Source organism: Shewanella sp. 10B (assembly GCF_023475885.1).
Classification (GTDB): domain Bacteria; phylum Pseudomonadota; class Gammaproteobacteria; order Enterobacterales; family Shewanellaceae; genus Shewanella; species Shewanella mangrovisoli.
The window spans coordinates 467,222-485,165 of sequence record NZ_JAMDJO010000003.1; the positions used below are offsets into that span (position 1 = coordinate 467,222).

Below are 17,944 nucleotides of genomic sequence, written 5' to 3' on the forward strand. Positions count from 1 at the left end.
AACTATTTGGGTTTTAAGCGATTAAGCTAAAGACCGCTGATGTTTTACTAATCTAGCGCAGGAAAAATCGTTTTAGAGCAAGGCTTTTTGTTGCGACGTGTAGTGTTTTTCTACACGAGTAACAAAGTAACGCAGCTATAAACGATTTTAACCAGCTAGGATCACATCATGCCGCCCATTCCACCCATACCACCCATTCCGCCCATATCTGGCGCATCAGCCTTTGGCAGTTCAGCGACCATTGCTTCGGTGGTGATCATCAGGCCTGCGATAGACGCTGCGAATTGCAGTGCGCTACGGGTCACTTTAGTTGGGTCAAGGATACCCATTTCTAACATGTCACCGTAGGTGTCGTTGCCCGCGTTGTAACCGTAGTTACCGCTGCCGTGTTTCACGTTGTTCGCCACAACAGAGGCTTCTTCGCCTGCGTTGGTTGCGATTTGACGCAGTGGCGCTTCCATTGCACGCAGAGCGATAACAACACCGTGTTTTTGGTCTTCGTTAGCCACTTCAACGTCAGCAATCTTAGAAGCTACACGTACCAGAGCAACACCACCGCCTGGTACCACGCCTTCTTCAACCGCAGCACGAGTTGCGTGCAGCGCGTCTTCTACGCGAGCTTTTTTCTCTTTCATTTCAACTTCGGTCGCTGCACCGACTTTGATTACCGCAACACCGCCAGCTAATTTAGCCATACGCTCTTGCAGTTTTTCTTTGTCGTAGTCTGAAGTTGATTCTTCGATTTGTTGCTTGATTTGGCTTACGCGCGCTTCGATTTGCGCTTGTTCGCCGTTGCCATCGATGATGGTGGTGTTGTCTTTAGTGATCACAACACGCTTAGCAGTACCTAAATCTTCTAAGGTTGCTTTTTCAAGCTCTAAACCGATTTCTTCAGCGATTACAGTTCCGCCAGTTAAAATCGCTACGTCTTGCAGCATTGCCTTACGACGGTCACCAAAGCCTGGGGCTTTAACCGCAGCCACTTTTACGATACCGCGCATGTTGTTCACAACTAGCGTTGCTAAGGCTTCGCCTTCAACGTCTTCGGCAACGATCAGTAATGGCTTGCCGGTTTTTGCCAGACCTTCAAGGATTGGCAACAGTTCGCGAATGTTAGAGATTTTCTTGTCTACTAACAGTACGAATGGGTGATCTAATTCAACGCTGCCCGTTTCTGGTTTGTTGATGAAGTATGGAGACAGGTAGCCACGGTCGAACTGCATACCTTCTACTACGTCCAGTTCGTTTTCCAGTGCTTGACCTTCTTCAACGGTGATCACGCCTTCTTTACCGACTTTTTCCATTGCAGTCGCAATGATTTGGCCGATTGACTCGTCAGAGTTAGCAGAGATAGTACCTACTTGAGCGATAGCTTTTGAGTCGGCACAATCTTGAGAAAGGTTTTTCAGCTCGATAACGGCTGCAGCAACGGCTTTATCGATACCGCGCTTTAAGTCCATTGGGTTCATACCCGCTGCAACGGCTTTTAAGCCTTCAGTCACAATGGCTTGTGCCAGAACGGTTGCAGTTGTGGTACCGTCACCAGCGGCGTCGTTGGCTTTAGAAGCAACTTCTTTCACCATTTGCGCGCCCATGTTTTCGAATTTGTCTTCTAATTCGATTTCTTTTGCAACAGACACACCGTCTTTAGTGATCAGTGGTGAGCCAAAGCTCTTGTCTAATACCACGTTACGGCCTTTAGGGCCTAAGGTCACTTTCACTGCGTTAGCCAGAATGTTTACACCAGCCAGCATTTTTACGCGTGCGTCATTACCAAATACAACTTCTTTAGCTGCCATATTGAGTATCCTTTAAATTTTTGATGATTAATTGGAATGTCGAATTGATGTCGTGGATTAACCTACGATGGCCATCAGGTCAGCTTCTGACAGGATCAAGACTTCTTGACCGTCGATTTTTTCTTTCTTCACACCGTAACCTTCATTGAAGATCACTACATCACCTACTTTCACATCCAGTGGTCTTACAGTGCCATTTTCGAGAATACGGCCGTTGCCTACTGCCAGTACTTCTCCGCGAGTCGATTTTTCAGCGGCGCTACCGGTTAATACAATGCCACCCGCTGAAGTTGATTCAACTTCTAAACGCTTAACGATTACGCGGTCATGTAATGGACGAATATTCATCTATGAACTCTCCTAATGATTTAATGCCCAACAATCGAGGCGATTTTGTGATGAAAAAGAGGAAGCGTATTCGCCGTCCCCTTTGATGTCTGTGATATGGGGTTAGCCCTCGCCAGATCCAAGTGCCTTTACAAAAAAAAATTCATTTTTTTGATGTCAGTTTTTTCAAGCGAGCACAATCCTGCTAGAATTCCGCCTCCGCTCGCAAACAAGGCACCATTTCCCCATGCAAGACAGACACGGGCTGCTTAGCGCGCCAATTGGTCGTGTACTGCTCAACATGAGCCTCCCTAACTTGATTGGCATTATGACCATTCTGGGTTTTAGCCTCGCTGACACTTTTTTTATCAGCCAGTTAGGAACAGAAGCCTTAGCGGCGATCAGTTTTACCTTTCCAGTGACCTTGATTATTTCCAGCATTGCGATTGGGATTGGCGCTGGCGTATCGACCAACCTTGGCAGGCTGATTGGCTCGGGCAATGCCCCACGTGCCAAAGTGTTTTTGCACGATGCGCTTCTGCTGACCTTTATCCTGATCGCCAGTTTATCCGCCCTGGGTAGCATTTTTATTAAGCCACTGTTTAGCTTGCTTGGCGCCAATGACACCAGCCTGCCGCTGATCCACGACTATATGGTGTATTGGTATGTGGGTGCGCCACTGTTAGTGTTATTGATGGTGGGGAATCAGGGATTACGCTCGACCGGAGATACCCGCTCCCCCGCGATGATTATGGCGCTGGCGGCGATCATCAACTTAATTCTCGACCCTTTATTAATCTTCGGTATCGGGCCTTTTCCGCGCTTAGAGATCCAAGGCGCAGCAATAGCGACACTGTGCTCCTGGCTGGTAGCCCTATCGCTCTCGGGTTATTTGTTGATTATTAAGCGCAATATGTTGGAGTGGGCGGCATTTGATATCGATAGAATGCGCGCCAACTGGAGTAAGCTCGCCCATATCGCCCAGCCAGCGGCTCTGATGAATTTAATCAATCCACTCGCCAATGCGGTGATTATGGCAATGCTGGCGCATATCGACCACAGCGCCGTCGCTGCCTTTGGTGCGGGCACGCGCTTAGAGTCGGTGCTCTTGATTGTAGTGATGGCGCTCTCGTCGAGCTTAATGCCGTTTATCGCGCAAAACCTCGGTGCTGGGCAGCCGCAAAGGGCCAAACAGGCACTGCTGTTATCGCTGAAATTTATCTTAGTATTCCAAACCTTACTCTATATTCCGCTGGCGTTTTTGGCTCAGCCTATCGCCCATTTATTCAGCACCGATCCGCAGGTACTAGAGTGGTTAAGCTTTTATATTCTGGTGCTGCCCTGCGCATACGGCCCCTTGGGCATAGTGATTATCTTTGCCACGGCGCTCAATGCGTACCACAGACCCATGAGTTCGTTAGTGATTAACCTGTGCCGTTTAGTGCTGCTGATGCTGCCACTGGCGGCGCTGGGATCCTATATCGATGGCGTGAAAGGCTTATTGCTGGCGCTGCCGATAACGAATCTCTTGATGGGGATTGCCTGTTACTATCTTGCGCAGCGTATTTGCGAGCCGACCAAGGTCACAACCGCCGACGCAATCTAACTCTGCAAGATCTAACTCTGCAAGATCTAACTCTGCAAGATTTAGCGTAAAAGGCCGCAGCTAAGGTCGCGGCCGTTAAGGAAAGTTAAGAAAAACAGGCTCATATCAAGGCACAAACGGCGACGATTTGCTGCGCCACTGGCGCTGGCTAAGTGGCCACACATACTGCACACACTGCCACAGTATCCGCGGTAACTTAGCCATTGAGAGACGCCTGATTACACCGCGTGTTTCAGGCGAAAACGGACATCATTCGGCGGGAACGGTTCTTCCGAGGGTTTGCAGGAGCGACGCCCCAAATTACCTTCGGCACTCATATTGGTCGGCACGCCCTCTGGCGCCAACTCTTGCATGATAAAGTCGATAAAGCGGCGACAGGCAAGACTAACATAACGTCTTGAAGGATAAGCCAAATAACATTCCCCGGGATGTGGGTCAATCTCGGGTAACAGGGTGACTAATTGGCCGTTAGACACATGCTCGACCACCACTTCGGTCGGGGCATACACTATGCCTCGGCCTTGTAGAGCAAACTCCACCGCCACTTCGACACTGTTAGAGCAGAAATTGCCTCTGACCCGCACTTCTTCTTCGGCACCAATCCATAACTCATTGAAGATTTTGCCGTTCGATAGCCTAAACAAGGCCACGTTATGGGACTCAATCTCCTGTGGCGTCCGCGGCGTACCGTGCTCGGCGAGGTATTGGGGACTGGCATAAAAGCGCAGATCTGTGGTGAAGATGGGGCGCACTACTAGGTCTAAGGTGTCCAATGCAGGCTCGACCACAAAGGCCACATCGAGGTTATTCTTCACCATATCCACGGATTCAGCGCTGTTGATCACTTCAACGGTCAACTTAGGGTGCAGATCCATAAAGCGGAAAATGGCGTGCATCAGTACATTCATGCTGTGGATAGGAAACATTTGAATGCGAAGATGGCCACTGATCTCAGCATCTTCGTTAGTCATCTCAAACAGGGTTTCGTCGAGCTGCGCCAAAATGTTTTGCGATCTATGGTAAAAATGGCTTCCCGCTGAGGTCAGCGTCATCGAGCGACTCTGGCGGTGGAATAGCTTGATATTCAGTTCATCTTCCAACGCCTGTAAACGGCGGCTCACGGTCGATTTAGGTAAGTTAAGCAAATCAGCAGCTTCGATCAAACTACCAGTTTCGGCTATGCGGTGAAATAACGCTAAGTCCTCTGTCTTCATTTTTAACTTAATTTCAATCTCATTATGTGGGACTCATAATCCCAAAGTATCCCGTTTATTGCAACAAATTTAGCTGTTATCTTCGCGTCCCTAAAATGCTGATAAATTGTTATCGAGGACTCCCTGACCATGAAATCATATCGACTGCTTCCCCTAGCGGCTTTATTGCCAGCCGTGCTCACAGCTTGCACTCCAGCGGAAAGCTCGGTACAGGCGAGTGCCATTCGTCCAGTAAAACTCTTTGAAGTTGAGCAACTCGAAGGGGGAAATTTAAGGACGTTTCCGGCGCGCGTCAGTGCTAATAGCCGCGCTGAATTATCCTTTAGAATTTCCGGCGAACTGACGGTTCTGGCATTAGTGGAAGGACAACAGATCCGTCAAGGTAGCCTGTTGGCTAAACTCGATGACAGGGATGCCTATAACAATTTAATGACCCGCGAAGCGGATCATGAGCTCTTAGAGGCGGATTTTCAGCGTAAAACCGAACTCCTCAAACGCAAATTAATCTCTCAAGCCGAGTTTGATAGCGCCCAAGCGCAACTTAAATCGGCCAAAGCCGCCTTAGCCGCCGCCCGTGACCAGTTAAGTTATACCAAGCTTATCGCTCCCTTTAGTGGCACTGTGGCCAAACGTTTAGTGGATAACCACCAAATTGTGCAGGCCAACCAAGGGATTTTAACGCTGCAAAACAACAGTTTGCTTGATGTCAGCATTCAAGTCCCCGAAGCGATGGCGGCGAGCCTAAACAACTATATTCAGCAGCAAAACTTTACCGCTAAGGTGCGTTTTAGCGCATTAGCAGACATGGAGTTTGATGCGAAATTCAAAGAATACTCGACCCAAGTGACCCCGGGTACTCAGGCCTATGAAGTGGTGTTTTCGTTACCGCAACCTAAAGATATTCAGTTACTTCCTGGCATGAGCGCCGAGTTAACCCTCGCCTTAGTAAAAACACCAGATCAAACCGCGTCGGCCATAGTGCCAGTCACCGCCATCGATAAACGCGACCAAGACGGCCAAGTTCAAGTGTGGGTGTATCAGTCTCAGTCGGGTGAAGTGAAACCCACAGCCGTCACCTTAGGGCGTGTCACTACTCAAGGCATCGAAGTCTTAGGCGGCATCAACAAGGGCGACTTGATTGTGAGTGCAGGAGTTTCCCAGTTATCCGACGGGATGAAAGTCAAACCACTACGCTGGCAGCGCGGAGTGTAATTCATGAATATTGCTGAGTATTCCATTCGCCACAAAGTCATCAGCTGGATGTTTGTGTTGCTGCTACTCGTGGGTGGCGGCGTCAGTTTTACGGGCCTTGGGCAATTAGAATTTCCCGAATTTACCATTAAAGAAGCCCTAGTGATCACCGCTTACCCGGGCGCATCCCCCGAGCAAGTCGAAGAGGAGGTGACCCTGCCCCTCGAAGATGCATTACAGCAGCTCGATGCGGTTAAGCACGTGACCTCAATCAACAGTGCAGGCCTGTCGCAGATCCAAATTGAGATTAAAGAAACCTACGACAAAACCAGCCTGCCACAGGTGTGGGATGAAGTGCGCCGTAAGGTTAACGATACCGCAGGACAACTGCCCCCCGGCAGCACCTCGCCCAAGGTCTATGACGACTTTGGCGACGTCTATGGGATTTTGTTTAACCTCTCAGGCCCGGATTACAGCAACCGCGAATTAACCAACTATGCCGACTATTTGCGCCGCGAATTAGTGCTAGTGCCAGGGGTGAAAAAAGTCTCAGTCGCGGGCAGTGTAACCGAGCAAGTGGTGATTGAAATATCACAGCAAAAACTCTCGGCACTGGGGCTAGATCAAAACTATATCTACGGTCTTATCAACAACCAAAACGTAGTATCCAACGCCGGGAGTTTAGTCGTTGGCGATAATCGCATTCGTATCCACCCTACGGGTGAATTCAGCAGTGTGCAGGATCTGGCGCGTCTGATTGTCAGCCCACCGGGTAGCACCGAACTCATTTATTTAGGGGATATTGCCAATATTGAGAAAGATTACGACGAGACCCCGAGTGTGCTCTATCACAACCGTGGCGAGACAGCTTTATCACTGGGGATTTCCTTCTCAAGCGGCGTTAACGTGGTTGAAGTGGGTAAAAGCGTTAGCCAGCGCCTTTCCGAGCTAGAATCACAGCGGCCGATTGGGATGAACCTAGACACGGTTTATAACCAGAGTCTGGCGGTAGATGACACAGTTAATGGCTTTTTAATCAACCTATTAGAATCGATTGCCATCGTTATTGCCGTGCTATTGCTGTTTATGGGCTTACGCTCTGGCTTACTGATGGGATTAATCCTGCTGCTGACCATTCTCGGCACTTTTATCGTGATGAAAGTACTGGGCATTGAGCTGCAACTCATCTCCCTCGGCGCCCTGATCATCGCGCTTGGTATGCTGGTCGATAACGCCATTGTGGTGACGGAAGGTATTCTGATTGGCCTGCGCCGGGGTAAGACTCGCCTCGAAGCCGCAAAACAAATTGTGTCGCAAACCCAGTGGCCGCTACTTGGCGCCACAGTGATCGCGATTATCGCCTTTGCGCCGATTGGTTTATCACAAAATGCCGCCGGTGAGTTTTGTCGCTCCCTGTTCCAAGTGTTAATGATCTCTTTATTTATCAGTTGGATTACTGCGATCACCCTGACACCTTTCTTCTGCCACTTGCTCTTTAAAGATGCACCAGCAGACGATGAAGAACAGGACCCATACAAGGGCTGGTTCTTTAGCTTATACCGCGCGAGTTTAACCTTTGCCCTGCGTTTTAGGCTCACCAGTATTCTCTTGGTCGGTGCCATGCTCGTTACTGCGGTAATTGGCTTTGGGCATATCAAAAATGTGTTCTTCCCAGCGTCAAATACGCCAATCTTCTTTGTGGATATTTGGATGCCTGAAGGCACGGATATCAAAGGCACAGAACGCTTTACCGCCGATATTGAGCAGATGCTACTCAAGCAAGCCGAGGAACAACACAGCGGCCTAAAACACTTAACCACAGTGATTGGCCAAGGTGCGCAGCGTTTCGTCCTGCCCTATCAACCCGAGAAAGGCTACCCCGCCTTTGCCCAGTTGATCATCGAGATGGAGGATTTAGCGTCGCTCAAAGTCTATATGTCTGAGTTAGAAGGACAGTTAAATAAACGATTCCCGCAGGCGCAATATCGATTCAAGAATATGGAAAACGGCCCGTCTCCCGCCGCGAAGATTGAGGCTCGTTTCTACGGTGATGACCCCGAAGTGCTGCGTGCATTAGGCGCGCAGGCCGAAGCGATTTTCCATGCAGAACCAACGATGGACGGTGTTCGCCATGACTGGCGCAATCAAGTGCCGCTGATCCGCCCGCAGCTGCAAAATGCTCAGGCGAGGGAAACCGGGATCAGTAAGCAAGATCTGGATAACGCACTGCTCATCAACTTTAGCGGCAAACAGATTGGCCTGTACCGTGAAACCAGCCATTTGCTGCCTATCGTTGCCCGTGCGCCCGCCGAAGAGCGCTTACAGGCCGACAGCCTGTGGAAACTGCAAATTTGGAGTACCGAGCACAACACCTTCGTGCCAGCCACCCAAGTGGTGAGCCAGTTCGAAACCCAGTGGGAAAACCCGTTGGTGAAGCGTCGCGACCGGATGCGGATGTTAGCGGTTCTGGCCGATCCAAAGCTTGGCAGCGATGAAACCGCCGATTCTGTGCTACGTAAAGTGAAGGATAAGGTTGAAGTCATCAGTCTTCCCGCGGGTTATCACCTCGAGTGGGGCGGCGAGTATGAGACCGCTGGCGAAGCCCAAACTGCGGTATTTAGCTCGATTCCATTGGGTTACTTGGCGATGTTTTTAATCACAGTGTTCCTGTTTAACTCGGTACGCCAACCCTTAGTGATTTGGTTTACCGTGCCACTGGCCTTGATTGGGGTCTCGGCGGGATTACTGATTTTCGACGCGCCCTTTAGCTTTATGGCACTGCTGGGGCTGCTGAGTCTATCGGGCATGGTGATTAAAAACGGCATTGTGTTAGTCGATCAAATCAACCTAGAACTCGACGAAGGCAAGCCTGCCTATATCGCCTTAGTCGATTCGAGCGTCAGCCGTGTACGTCCTGTGATGATGGCGGCGATCACGACCATGCTCGGGATGATCCCGCTGATCCCCGACGCCTTTTTCGGCTCCATGGCGATCACTATCATCTTTGGTTTAGGTTTTGCGTCGCTGCTGACCCTTATCGTACTGCCAGTAATGTACAGCTTGGCCTTTAATATCAAACCGAATGCGGTGGCGAGCGAGCAGCACTAGTTCGTCACTCCCCCTAAACGCTTCCCGGCGTGGCCGATCGATGTGGTATTACTCATCGATTGGCCCTTTCTTCCCTTCAATTAACCACTTAAACCTCGAAAACAAAAACGCCTAGATTTCATCTTGGTTATCGACAAAATCTAGGCGCAGTAAGGGCGGACGGCGATAGTGCTAAGTGTTAGTTGACGACCTTTTTCACCACTTTCTTGGCATCGACACCCTCTTTTTTATCATGCTTGTCTTGCTTTAGTGCATCGGCGGCTTTGTCGGATAACTTATCGTCTGGTTTGATATCATCGACCTTATCACTGACCGAATCAGTGACTTTATCCTTGGCATCGCCAACGGCATCTTTAGCATCTTTCGCCGTACGTTCGGCGGCTTTTTCCGGTGTACAGCGGCCACTCACGCCCGTAGTCGCCTTGACCGCCGCATTTTTAGCGACTTTTTCAGGATCGCAATTAGGATCTAAGGGCCCTGCGACTGCGCTATAGGTAATCAGCGAGCAAGTTACGACAGACAACAATCCCGAAATCAGCTTTAACTTAGTCAGACTCATATTCAACCTCCATGAATAATATGTTCGAGCTTTACTATAGTACGTCGCTAAGTTGAAGCAAACCGACTTAAGCTACCCACTACAACGATTGCGACAACGCGCATAAAAATAAGCTCCCAGAGGTTTGCACCAGTGGGAGCTTGTAGAATATTGCGTGAGTAACGGCTTAATCTGTCAGGATAAATGGTTAAGATTTTGGATCTTTGGGCTGAGTGTCGTTAGGCTCATGCACTTTCGCGTCACCGCCTCTATCCGTTAATTGATGACTCTCGGGACGTTTATCGCTCGGATCAGCCTTATGCTCAAAGTCCCCTTCGTACACATTGCCGTCGGAGTGAGTATGTTGCTCGAAGGGATTCTGCCCAAATGGATTCGATTGCGAGCCAGAATGCGGTCCAAATGGGCCAGCACCAAAACCGCCGTGCATTCCGCCCTGTAAACCGGATACCACCCGTAGCTGCATACGCTTAAACACTAAAGCGGCAATCGGGCGACGCGTTAAGGGTGTGAGTAACAGTAGGCCAATAAAATCAGTCACAAAGCCTGGGATAACCAGCAATACCCCCGCCATAGCCAACATCATGCCTTCGACAATTTCCTGCCCAGGCGCCTCGCCTCGCGTGAGTTTTTGCTGTACTTGCATTAGCGTGCTCAGCCCTTGGCTACGCACGAGGGACACGCCCAACACGGCAGTGAATAACACCAGACCAATGGTGGTCCAAGTGCCGAGCACTTCGCCCACACGAATTAACACTGACAGTTCGACAACTGGGATCAGCACAAATAATAAAAACAGGATTAAAAACATACCGACCTCAGATTTATCTCGCTTACTTGAAAACTAAATGGGGGCTATCCGGTCTTAATTCAAGTCATTCGGCAGGAGCTGTCTGTAAAGGAGTGAAACTTCTGATATTTAGCTCACTCTTTTGTTACCCGGTTAATGTATGAGACCATAAAAGCACGTAAAGTAGCTTAGCCTAATAGGCTTAAGCGAAGTTTAAGATTGTTAAGGGACGATACCTCACACCATGCAAGCTCAGTATTTAGTGGTCAGCACCAGTTGCCCAGATGAAGTTCAGGCAAAGCGCATCGCCCACGCCTTAGTGGAAGCGCGTATCGCCGCTTGCGTGCACATCTCGGCGCCGATCCGCTCAGTGTATGCATGGGAAGGAAAAATCTGTGAGGAGCAAGAAATTAGCTTACACATTAAATGTTTACAAAGCCGCTATGCCGAGTTAGAACAGCTTGTGCTTCAACTCCACCCTTATCAAGTGCCTGAAATTATTGCCGTACCCGTCACTCACGGGCTACCAGCCTATTTAGATTGGATAAAAGATAACACTCAGCCATGAAAAAACTACTTAGCTTTATCTTCACTGCATTACTGCTGCTTGCGCCCTTAACTCAAAGTAGCAATGTCTTCGCCAATAGCTTCGGTTTTCTAAAAAGTGAGCCAGAGTTAATGCCTGTCGATCAAGCCTTTGCCTTCGATTTTAAGCAGGAAGGCAATAAGGTCACCCTCAATTGGGTCATTGCCGACGGCTACTACATGTACCGAGATAAGCTTAAGTTTAGTGTCAATGGCGCCGAACTTGGCACCATAGACCTGCCAAAGGGCAAACCCCACAACGACGAATATTTCGGTGAGCAAGAGGTTTACTACACCTATATCGATATTCCCGTTGGCCTGAAACAAGCCGATGATAACGGCACCTTAACCGTGACCTTTATGGGCTGCGCCGAGGGTAAACTCTGTTATCCACCGACCAAGCGCGATGTCACCCTAAAAGCCGTCGCGGCCAATGATGGGCAAATCGCAACTGGCGCAGACAGCAACGAAAATACTGAGTCTGCCGCCACTGCTGACGCTAAGCAAACCGGCAGTGCACCAAGCCAACCTATTACCCAGCAGGATAGCCTAAGCCAGATGCTGTCTAACGACAGTTTGCTCTGGACCTTAGTGATCTTCTTCGGCCTAGGGATTGGTCTGGCGCTCACGCCTTGCGTCTTCCCTATGTATCCGATCCTATCGGGCATTATTGTTGGCCAAGGTCAAAAACTCTCGACCGCTAAGGCCTTCACCCTGTCGATGGCCTATGTGCAAGGTATGGCGATCACCTACTCGATTTTAGGTCTAGTGGTTGCCTCTGCGGGGATGAAATATCAAGCAGCACTGCAACATCCCGCTGTGCTGATCTTTTTAGCTATCCTGTTCTTTGTACTCAGTTTATCCATGTTTGGCTTGTACGATCTCAAACTGCCTTCTAGCTGGCAGGAGAAGATGAACTCAATTTCAAACAATCAAAAGGGCGGCAATTTAGTTGGCGTGTTTTTGATGGGGGTGATCTCCGGATTAGTGGCCTCACCTTGTACAACGGCTCCACTTTCAGGCGCCCTAGTTTATGTGGCGCAAACCGGTGATTTATTGCAAGGTTTCCTCGCGCTCTACGTGCTGAGCATGGGTATGGGTGTGCCGCTACTTATCATTGGTACCTCGGGTGGTAAGTTACTGCCACGCGCTGGCGCTTGGATGAACATCATTAAAACCGTGTTCGGTTTCCTCCTGATTGCGGTATCGATTGTGATGCTTGGCCGTATTTGGACGGGTGTGGTTTCCGATGTGCTCTGGTCGCTCTGGGGCATTAGCTTCACCGGCTATCTGATGCACCAAAACAAACTCAGTGCCTTCAACTGGAAGCAAACCGTGCGCTCAGTGCTGCTGACGCTCACACTGCTGGCCAGTTTCTCCTACGGTTTCCAAGCAGTTATGGGCCACTTTGGTTTTACCCATGCGCCAATGGGCACTGTGGCGACAACCGAGCAGGAGCACGGCTTTAAACGGATTAAATCTATTGAAGATTTAGACCGTGAAATCGCCGCCGCAACCGCTGCGGGTAAGCCTGTGATGCTGGATCTCTACGCCGATTGGTGTGTGGCCTGTAAAGAGTTTGAGGCCATCACCTTTAAGGACGCCGAAGTGCTAGTGCGGATGAACAAGATAGTGTTATTACAGGCCGACGTGACTAAGAGCGATGCCATAGATGTAGCACTGCTAGAGAAATACAACGTACTGGGCCTGCCGACGCTGCTAATGTTTAACGAGCAAGGCGAGCAAAGGGAAGATTTAAGAGTGACAGGCTTTATGGGACCGAAGGAATTTGCCGCCCATTTAGATCACTTAGTGAAATAATCTCAACTAAAACGTCAGTTTATCTCTACGCCGTTTTAGCGTAAAACCAATAAAAAGCGGACTTTTTTCATTAAAAGTCCGCTTTTTTATCACGCTGTCATCGATTTCTTATACAATCCCTGTTTAACGTGGACTTTTTAGATTGGAGCATTATGGAACCGGCTATTCTCATCATTACACTTATCTGCGGCATGCTGGTTAGCCGCATAGGGCTGCCTCCCCTGATCGGCTACTTAGTGGCAGGCTTTGTACTCTTTGTTTTTGGTATTGAGAAAGAAAGCCTGCCCCTGCTACAAGAACTCGCTAACCTCGGGGTCACCTTATTACTCTTTGCCATTGGTCTTAAACTGGATATTCGCAGCCTCTTTAAGGCCGAAGTCTGGGCCGGGTCGAGCATACATTTAGTGCTCTCCATGGTGCTATTTATTCCTATCCTCAAAATCTTCGGCTTTATTGGCCTTAGCCAACTCGATGGTTTGGGCATTGCACAACTGTCATTAATCGCCTTTGCGCTCAGCTTCTCCAGTACGGTATTCGCGATTAAGGTATTGGAAGATAAAGGCGACGTGCAGTCCCTCTATGGCCGTGTTGCCATTGGTATCCTGATTATGCAGGATATTTTTGCCGTCATCTTCTTAACCATTTCTAAGGGCGCTGTTCCATCGGTTTGGGCACTGGCGTTATTGCTATTACCTCTAGCAAAACCACTGATTTACAAAGCCTTCGACCGTGTTGGTCACGGCGAACTCTTAGTGTTATTCGGATTAGTGATGGCGCTGGTTGTCGGCGCTTGGTTGTTTGAGTCCGTCGGCCTCAAACCGGATCTTGGCGCGCTTATCATAGGGATTTTACTCGCAGGGCATAAAAAGGCCTCAGAGCTAGCTAAATCACTGTTCTACTTTAAAGAACTCTTCCTTGTTGCCTTCTTCCTAACCATTGGTCTCAATGGCTTACCTACGGTATCCGATGTGGTACTCGCGGCCTTGTTAGTGCTGTTAGTGCCGTTAAAAATCCTGTTGTTCGTCTACCTTCTGACGCGATTTAAACTGCGTTCGCGCACCTCTATGCTGGCCTCATTTAACTTAGGTAACTTCTCTGAGTTCGGCCTTATCGTCGCAGCAGTCGCCACCAGCAAAGGTTGGCTACCACCACAATGGCTGGTGATTATCGCCGTTGCCTTAAGTTTCAGCTTCCTATTTGCCGCGCCACTCAATACGGCGGTGGGGAATATTTACCAACGATTCCAACAACGTCTGGTACGACTCGAGAAGCCACCACTGCACCCTGAAGACAGACCGATTGCCATTGGCAATCCGCGCTTTTTAATCTTAGGTATGGGTCGTATTGGTAGCGGTGCCTACGACGAACTGCGCGCGCGTTTCGATGGTGAAATCCTCGGGATTGAACACAAGCAAGAATTGGTGGATTTACACCGAGCCAATGGCCGCAACGTAGTGCAAGGTGACGCCGCGGATACCGACTTTTGGGAAAAGCTCGACAGAGCGCCAAATCTTGAGTTAGTGCTGCTGGCCATGCCGCACCATGCGGGTAATCTGTTCGCCGTTGAGCAGCTTAAGAAGCTGAACTATCAAGGTAAACTCAGCGCCATCGTACAATACGGCGATGATGCCGCCTCGCTGAGAACCTCTGGCGTACACAGCGTGTATAACTTGTACGAAGCGGCGGGGGCGGGTTTTGTCGACCATGTGATCCATGAGTTATTACCCGATTCAGAAACCCGCGCAGAGGCCGAAGCCAATGCCGACAAGTCACCAATCAACGCTAACGCGACCTCTGGCTCTGTCTAATCTAGCCTTGAATAAAAATCATCTTATTTAGGCTGATGTTGGCTCAGGAAATTAAACTTCCTGAGCCAACTTACCTCTCCCCTTAAAATGTCAAAAACAATCAAAATCAACTAATTGCAGTGATTCGCTAGGCAGAACTAATCGGTTGCTTGTTCTGTATCGATTTTCCCTAACGAGACTATCGTCTATACCCTACAAAATCTCAGTTACAAGGCCGAGTTAGTCGTGATATAAATCGAAGACAAGAACGCAATTTAGCTCAGCTTTTTTGGAAGTCTTCTCAGCATGTCGAACCCTGCGCAGCGCGCCACTAAGTTATTTGTCCAAACCTTTGGCACTAAAGCCGATGATTTATACCAAGCCCCAGGTCGGGTTAATTTGATCGGTGAATATACGGATTACAACGACGGCTTCGTGTTGCCCGCCGCCATTAATTTTCATACTGTGATTGCTGTTAAGCGCCGAGAGGACAATAAGTTTCGCGCCGTTGCCGACGCCTTTCCGGGACAAATCAAGGAATGGAGCTTCGGTAAAGACACCGAAATCAATCCCGAAGATGGTTGGGTCAATTATCTCAAAGGCCTGACAGTAGCCATGGCCAACACAGGGCTTATCGCCAAAGGGTTAGACTTGGCGGTTGTCGGCGATGTGCCATTAGCCGCGGGCCTGTCTTCCTCCGGCGCCTTAGTCGTCGCCTTTGGTACCGCCATTAGCGACAGCAGCCAACTGCATTTATCCCCTATGGCGGTAGCACAACTCGCTCAGCGCGGTGAATATCGTTATGTCTCATCGGCTTGCAGCATTATGGACCATATGATCTGCGCCATGGGCGAACCGGATCATGCCTTGCTCATCGATTGTCTGGATCTGGATAGCGAGCCTATTGCGATCCCTGAAAACCTCAGCCTGATCATTATCGATGCCCATATCGAGAAACAACGTCTGGCGGCGATAAATCAACAACGCCGCGAAGAATGCGCACAGGCTGCCGACTTTTTTGGCCTCGATGCCCTGCGCCACCTCGACCTGCGCCAGCTCGAAAGTGCTAAAGATCAATTGGATGACACCCTGTATCGCCGTGCCAAACACGTCGTCACCGAAAACAAACGCACTCAGAGTGCTGCTCGGGCGCTAGAGCAAAATAATCTATCTAAATTCAGTTTGTTAATGGCACAGTCCCATCAATCCCTGCGGGATGATTTTGAGGTGACACTGCCCGAATTTGACACTTTGGTAGACATAGTCGGCCAAGTGATTGGAGAGCGTGGCGGCATTCGCATGACCGACGGTTGTGTTGTCGCCTTAGTGGATCACGAACTCACCGATGCCGTAGTCTCGGCGGTCGAGCATGCATTTTATGAGCAGACCGGAATCGATGCCACTGTGTATCTCTGCTCGGCGAGTGCGGGCGCTGGGCGCATCGACAGCTAGTCCGTCAATCACGCTCAATCCATTCTTCCAAACAAATACCATACGAATTCAACCTTGAATCCTATGGTATTTGTTGTTTTTAAGAGGCAAAATCAAGCGGTTAAATCACATTAGAGGGAAGCTAAATGGTGCGTTTCAGTGTACTAGATCCTTGGACCGATCCCCGCGGCGGTGAAATCGAACGTGTGCGGATAGACAATGGCATCATCGCCTTAGAAGTGCTCAGCTTAGGTGGCATTATTCGCTCACTTTGGACGCCCGATAAACAGGGGCAACGCGCCAATATCGTGCTTGGCTGCGACAGTGCCGAAGATTATCTAACCCAAAACGCCCACCTTGGCGCTATTGCAGGGCGCTTTGCCAACCGTATTGCGATGGGCAAGATGCAATATCAAGGGCATGAATATCAACTGGATATCAATCAGGCTAACAACTGCTTGCACGGTGGCCGCGAAGGTTTTAATCGAAAAAACTGGCACTTAGGCCAACTTCCCGACGGTGTGCGTTTATCGTTAGTCAGCCCAGATGGCGACATGGGTTTCCCCGGCAATTGCACTGTCCAGTTAGACTATCGCCTCGCAGCCAATAATCTCTATGTGGAAATCCTCGCCTCGGTGGATAAACCTTGCCCCATCAGTCTGACGCAGCATTCCTACTTCAACCTCGATGGACTGCCGAATAATCATCAACATCGGATGCAAATCGATGCGACGCGCTACCTCACCATGAATGAGGTGGGTGTGCCTACGGGAATTGCCGAGGTCAAAAACAGTATTTTCGATTTAACTCAGGGCGTTACTCTTGGGGATAAACTCCAAGATCCGGCGCTAGCCAGCACTCAAGGTTATGATCATTGTTATCTCTTGGACAATCCCGATAATTCACTGCGCCGCTTTGGCAGCCTATCGAGCCCAGTCAGTGGTCGCGCCATGACAGTCTTTACCAATCAGCCCGGCGTGCAGCTCTACTGCGCGAACTTTTTAGCGGGAACCCTAGGGCGAAATCAACAAAGTTTGAACGCCTATCAGGGCGTGTGTATTGAGCCGCAAAAATTACCTGATTCGCCGAATCAACCCCAACTGGGTGATGACGCTTGGTTAGTACCGGGGAAAATCTACCATCATATCAGCCGCTATCAATTTGATATTGAAGGCTAAAATGAATGCGTTTTGGGATAGGTTTTTTCGAATAAAGGAAGGAAAAGCTGGTAAGGAATAAAGTGATTTATTCCTTACCTTAACCAAATTTGCCCTAGGCAAACTCAGTATTAATCGTCGAAATCATCGCCCCAATCTTCATCAAAATCGGCGCCAATGGCATCGGTTTCAATTTCAGGCTCAACTTCAGCTTTAGCCTTACGAACAGGGCCTGAATCTTTGACATTGTTCAGGTCGATACGAGCTTGATGCTTGCCCATAAATTGAGCTCGAGCTGCTTTCCATGCGCCGCTAAACTGAGCTTCAGCCGCTTTTACCGCTGCATCATCTAAGTCATGTAGGTTCACTTTTACGATGTCTTCTACATACTCAACAATAGCATCACGTTCGGTATTGTAGAGGTAGATTCGTCCAGGGGAAGCCTCTGGCAGCTGGTTGTCATGGACGACAATCGCGGTGCCCTTCGATGTTCTCAGCTCACCATACCAAACCTGTTTCTTTGCTGTGTTATACATATATGCCAATACCCTTAAATCAACACATACACTATG

14 protein-coding genes are annotated in these 17,944 nt (G+C 49.4%); 8 read left to right on the forward strand and 6 right to left on the reverse strand.

The annotated features are described in order from the left end of the window. Positions 1 to 161: 161 nt before the first annotated feature. Both groL and M0415_RS14305 read right to left on the reverse strand, forming a co-directional pair. Positions 162 to 1,799, reverse strand: coding sequence for a chaperonin GroEL (gene groL, locus M0415_RS14300; RefSeq protein WP_089066912.1), 1,638 nt, complete (start codon positions 1,797 to 1,799; stop codon positions 162 to 164). Positions 1,800 to 1,856: 57 nt separating this feature from the next. Next, on the reverse strand, positions 1,857 to 2,147 hold the full coding sequence (locus M0415_RS14305; protein ID WP_011071021.1) for a co-chaperone GroES: 291 nt from the start codon (positions 2,145 to 2,147) through the stop codon (positions 1,857 to 1,859). 226 nt (positions 2,148 to 2,373) lie between these two features. Here M0415_RS14305 and M0415_RS14310 point away from each other — a divergent pair, with 226 nt between their 5' ends. Further along, entirely contained in the window at positions 2,374 to 3,732 is a 1,359-nt protein-coding gene (locus M0415_RS14310) for an MATE family efflux transporter (RefSeq protein ID WP_086902160.1), read from the forward strand. 218 nt (positions 3,733 to 3,950) lie between these two features. On the opposite strand, the gene M0415_RS14315 is transcribed toward M0415_RS14310, so the two are convergent. Then, a complete protein-coding gene (locus M0415_RS14315; RefSeq protein ID WP_086902161.1) occupies positions 3,951 to 4,946 on the reverse strand; it encodes a LysR family transcriptional regulator in 996 nt (331 codons plus the stop codon). Positions 4,947 to 5,075: 129 nt separating this feature from the next. Between M0415_RS14315 and M0415_RS14320 the strand changes: the two genes are divergently transcribed. Both M0415_RS14320 and M0415_RS14325 read left to right on the forward strand, forming a co-directional pair. Beyond that, the gene (locus M0415_RS14320; RefSeq protein WP_086902162.1) at positions 5,076 to 6,158 is read left to right on the forward strand and encodes an efflux RND transporter periplasmic adaptor subunit; all 1,083 of its coding nucleotides are present in this window, start codon (positions 5,076 to 5,078) and stop codon (positions 6,156 to 6,158) included. A 3-nt stretch (positions 6,159 to 6,161) separates the two neighbouring features. Then, complete coding sequence (locus M0415_RS14325) at positions 6,162 to 9,245, forward strand: efflux RND transporter permease subunit (RefSeq protein ID WP_249556259.1); 3,084 nt, start codon at positions 6,162 to 6,164, stop codon at positions 9,243 to 9,245. Positions 9,246 to 9,423: 178 nt separating this feature from the next. On the opposite strand, the gene M0415_RS14330 is transcribed toward M0415_RS14325, so the two are convergent. Further along, positions 9,424 to 9,804: a hypothetical protein gene (locus M0415_RS14330; protein WP_220053926.1), complete on the reverse strand. Its 381-nt coding sequence runs from the start codon at positions 9,802 to 9,804 to the stop codon at positions 9,424 to 9,426. Positions 9,805 to 9,991: 187 nt separating this feature from the next. Continuing rightward, on the reverse strand, positions 9,992 to 10,612 hold the full coding sequence (locus tag M0415_RS14335) for an FxsA family protein (RefSeq protein WP_086902165.1): 621 nt from the start codon (positions 10,610 to 10,612) through the stop codon (positions 9,992 to 9,994). A 223-nt stretch (positions 10,613 to 10,835) separates the two neighbouring features. Between M0415_RS14335 and cutA the strand changes: the two genes are divergently transcribed. The 5 genes from cutA (at position 10,836) to M0415_RS14360 (ending at position 17,393) form a co-directional block, all read left to right on the forward strand. Then, a complete protein-coding gene (gene cutA / locus M0415_RS14340) occupies positions 10,836 to 11,159 on the forward strand; it encodes a divalent-cation tolerance protein CutA (RefSeq protein ID WP_011718355.1) in 324 nt (107 codons plus the stop codon). Next, positions 11,156 to 12,997 carry a protein-disulfide reductase DsbD gene (locus M0415_RS14345; protein ID WP_249556260.1) on the forward strand — a complete coding sequence of 614 codons (1,842 nt, stop codon included), beginning with the start codon at positions 11,156 to 11,158 and terminating at the stop codon, positions 12,995 to 12,997. The genes cutA and M0415_RS14345 overlap by 4 nt, the downstream gene beginning before the upstream one ends. A gap of 152 nt (positions 12,998 to 13,149) precedes the next feature. Continuing rightward, the gene (locus M0415_RS14350) at positions 13,150 to 14,805 is read left to right on the forward strand and encodes a cation:proton antiporter domain-containing protein (protein WP_249556261.1); all 1,656 of its coding nucleotides are present in this window, start codon (positions 13,150 to 13,152) and stop codon (positions 14,803 to 14,805) included. A gap of 285 nt (positions 14,806 to 15,090) precedes the next feature. Then, entirely contained in the window at positions 15,091 to 16,236 is a 1,146-nt protein-coding gene (gene galK, locus M0415_RS14355) for a galactokinase (RefSeq protein WP_011625059.1), read from the forward strand. A 125-nt stretch (positions 16,237 to 16,361) separates the two neighbouring features. Continuing rightward, positions 16,362 to 17,393: an aldose epimerase family protein gene (locus tag M0415_RS14360; protein ID WP_086902169.1), complete on the forward strand. Its 1,032-nt coding sequence runs from the start codon at positions 16,362 to 16,364 to the stop codon at positions 17,391 to 17,393. 110 nt (positions 17,394 to 17,503) lie between these two features. Here M0415_RS14360 and M0415_RS14365 read toward each other — a convergent pair whose 3' ends face one another. Further along, positions 17,504 to 17,908 (reverse strand): hypothetical protein, encoded by a 405-nt coding sequence (locus M0415_RS14365; RefSeq protein WP_086902170.1) that lies wholly within the window; start codon positions 17,906 to 17,908, stop codon positions 17,504 to 17,506. Between the last annotated feature and the right edge of the window lie 36 nt (positions 17,909 to 17,944).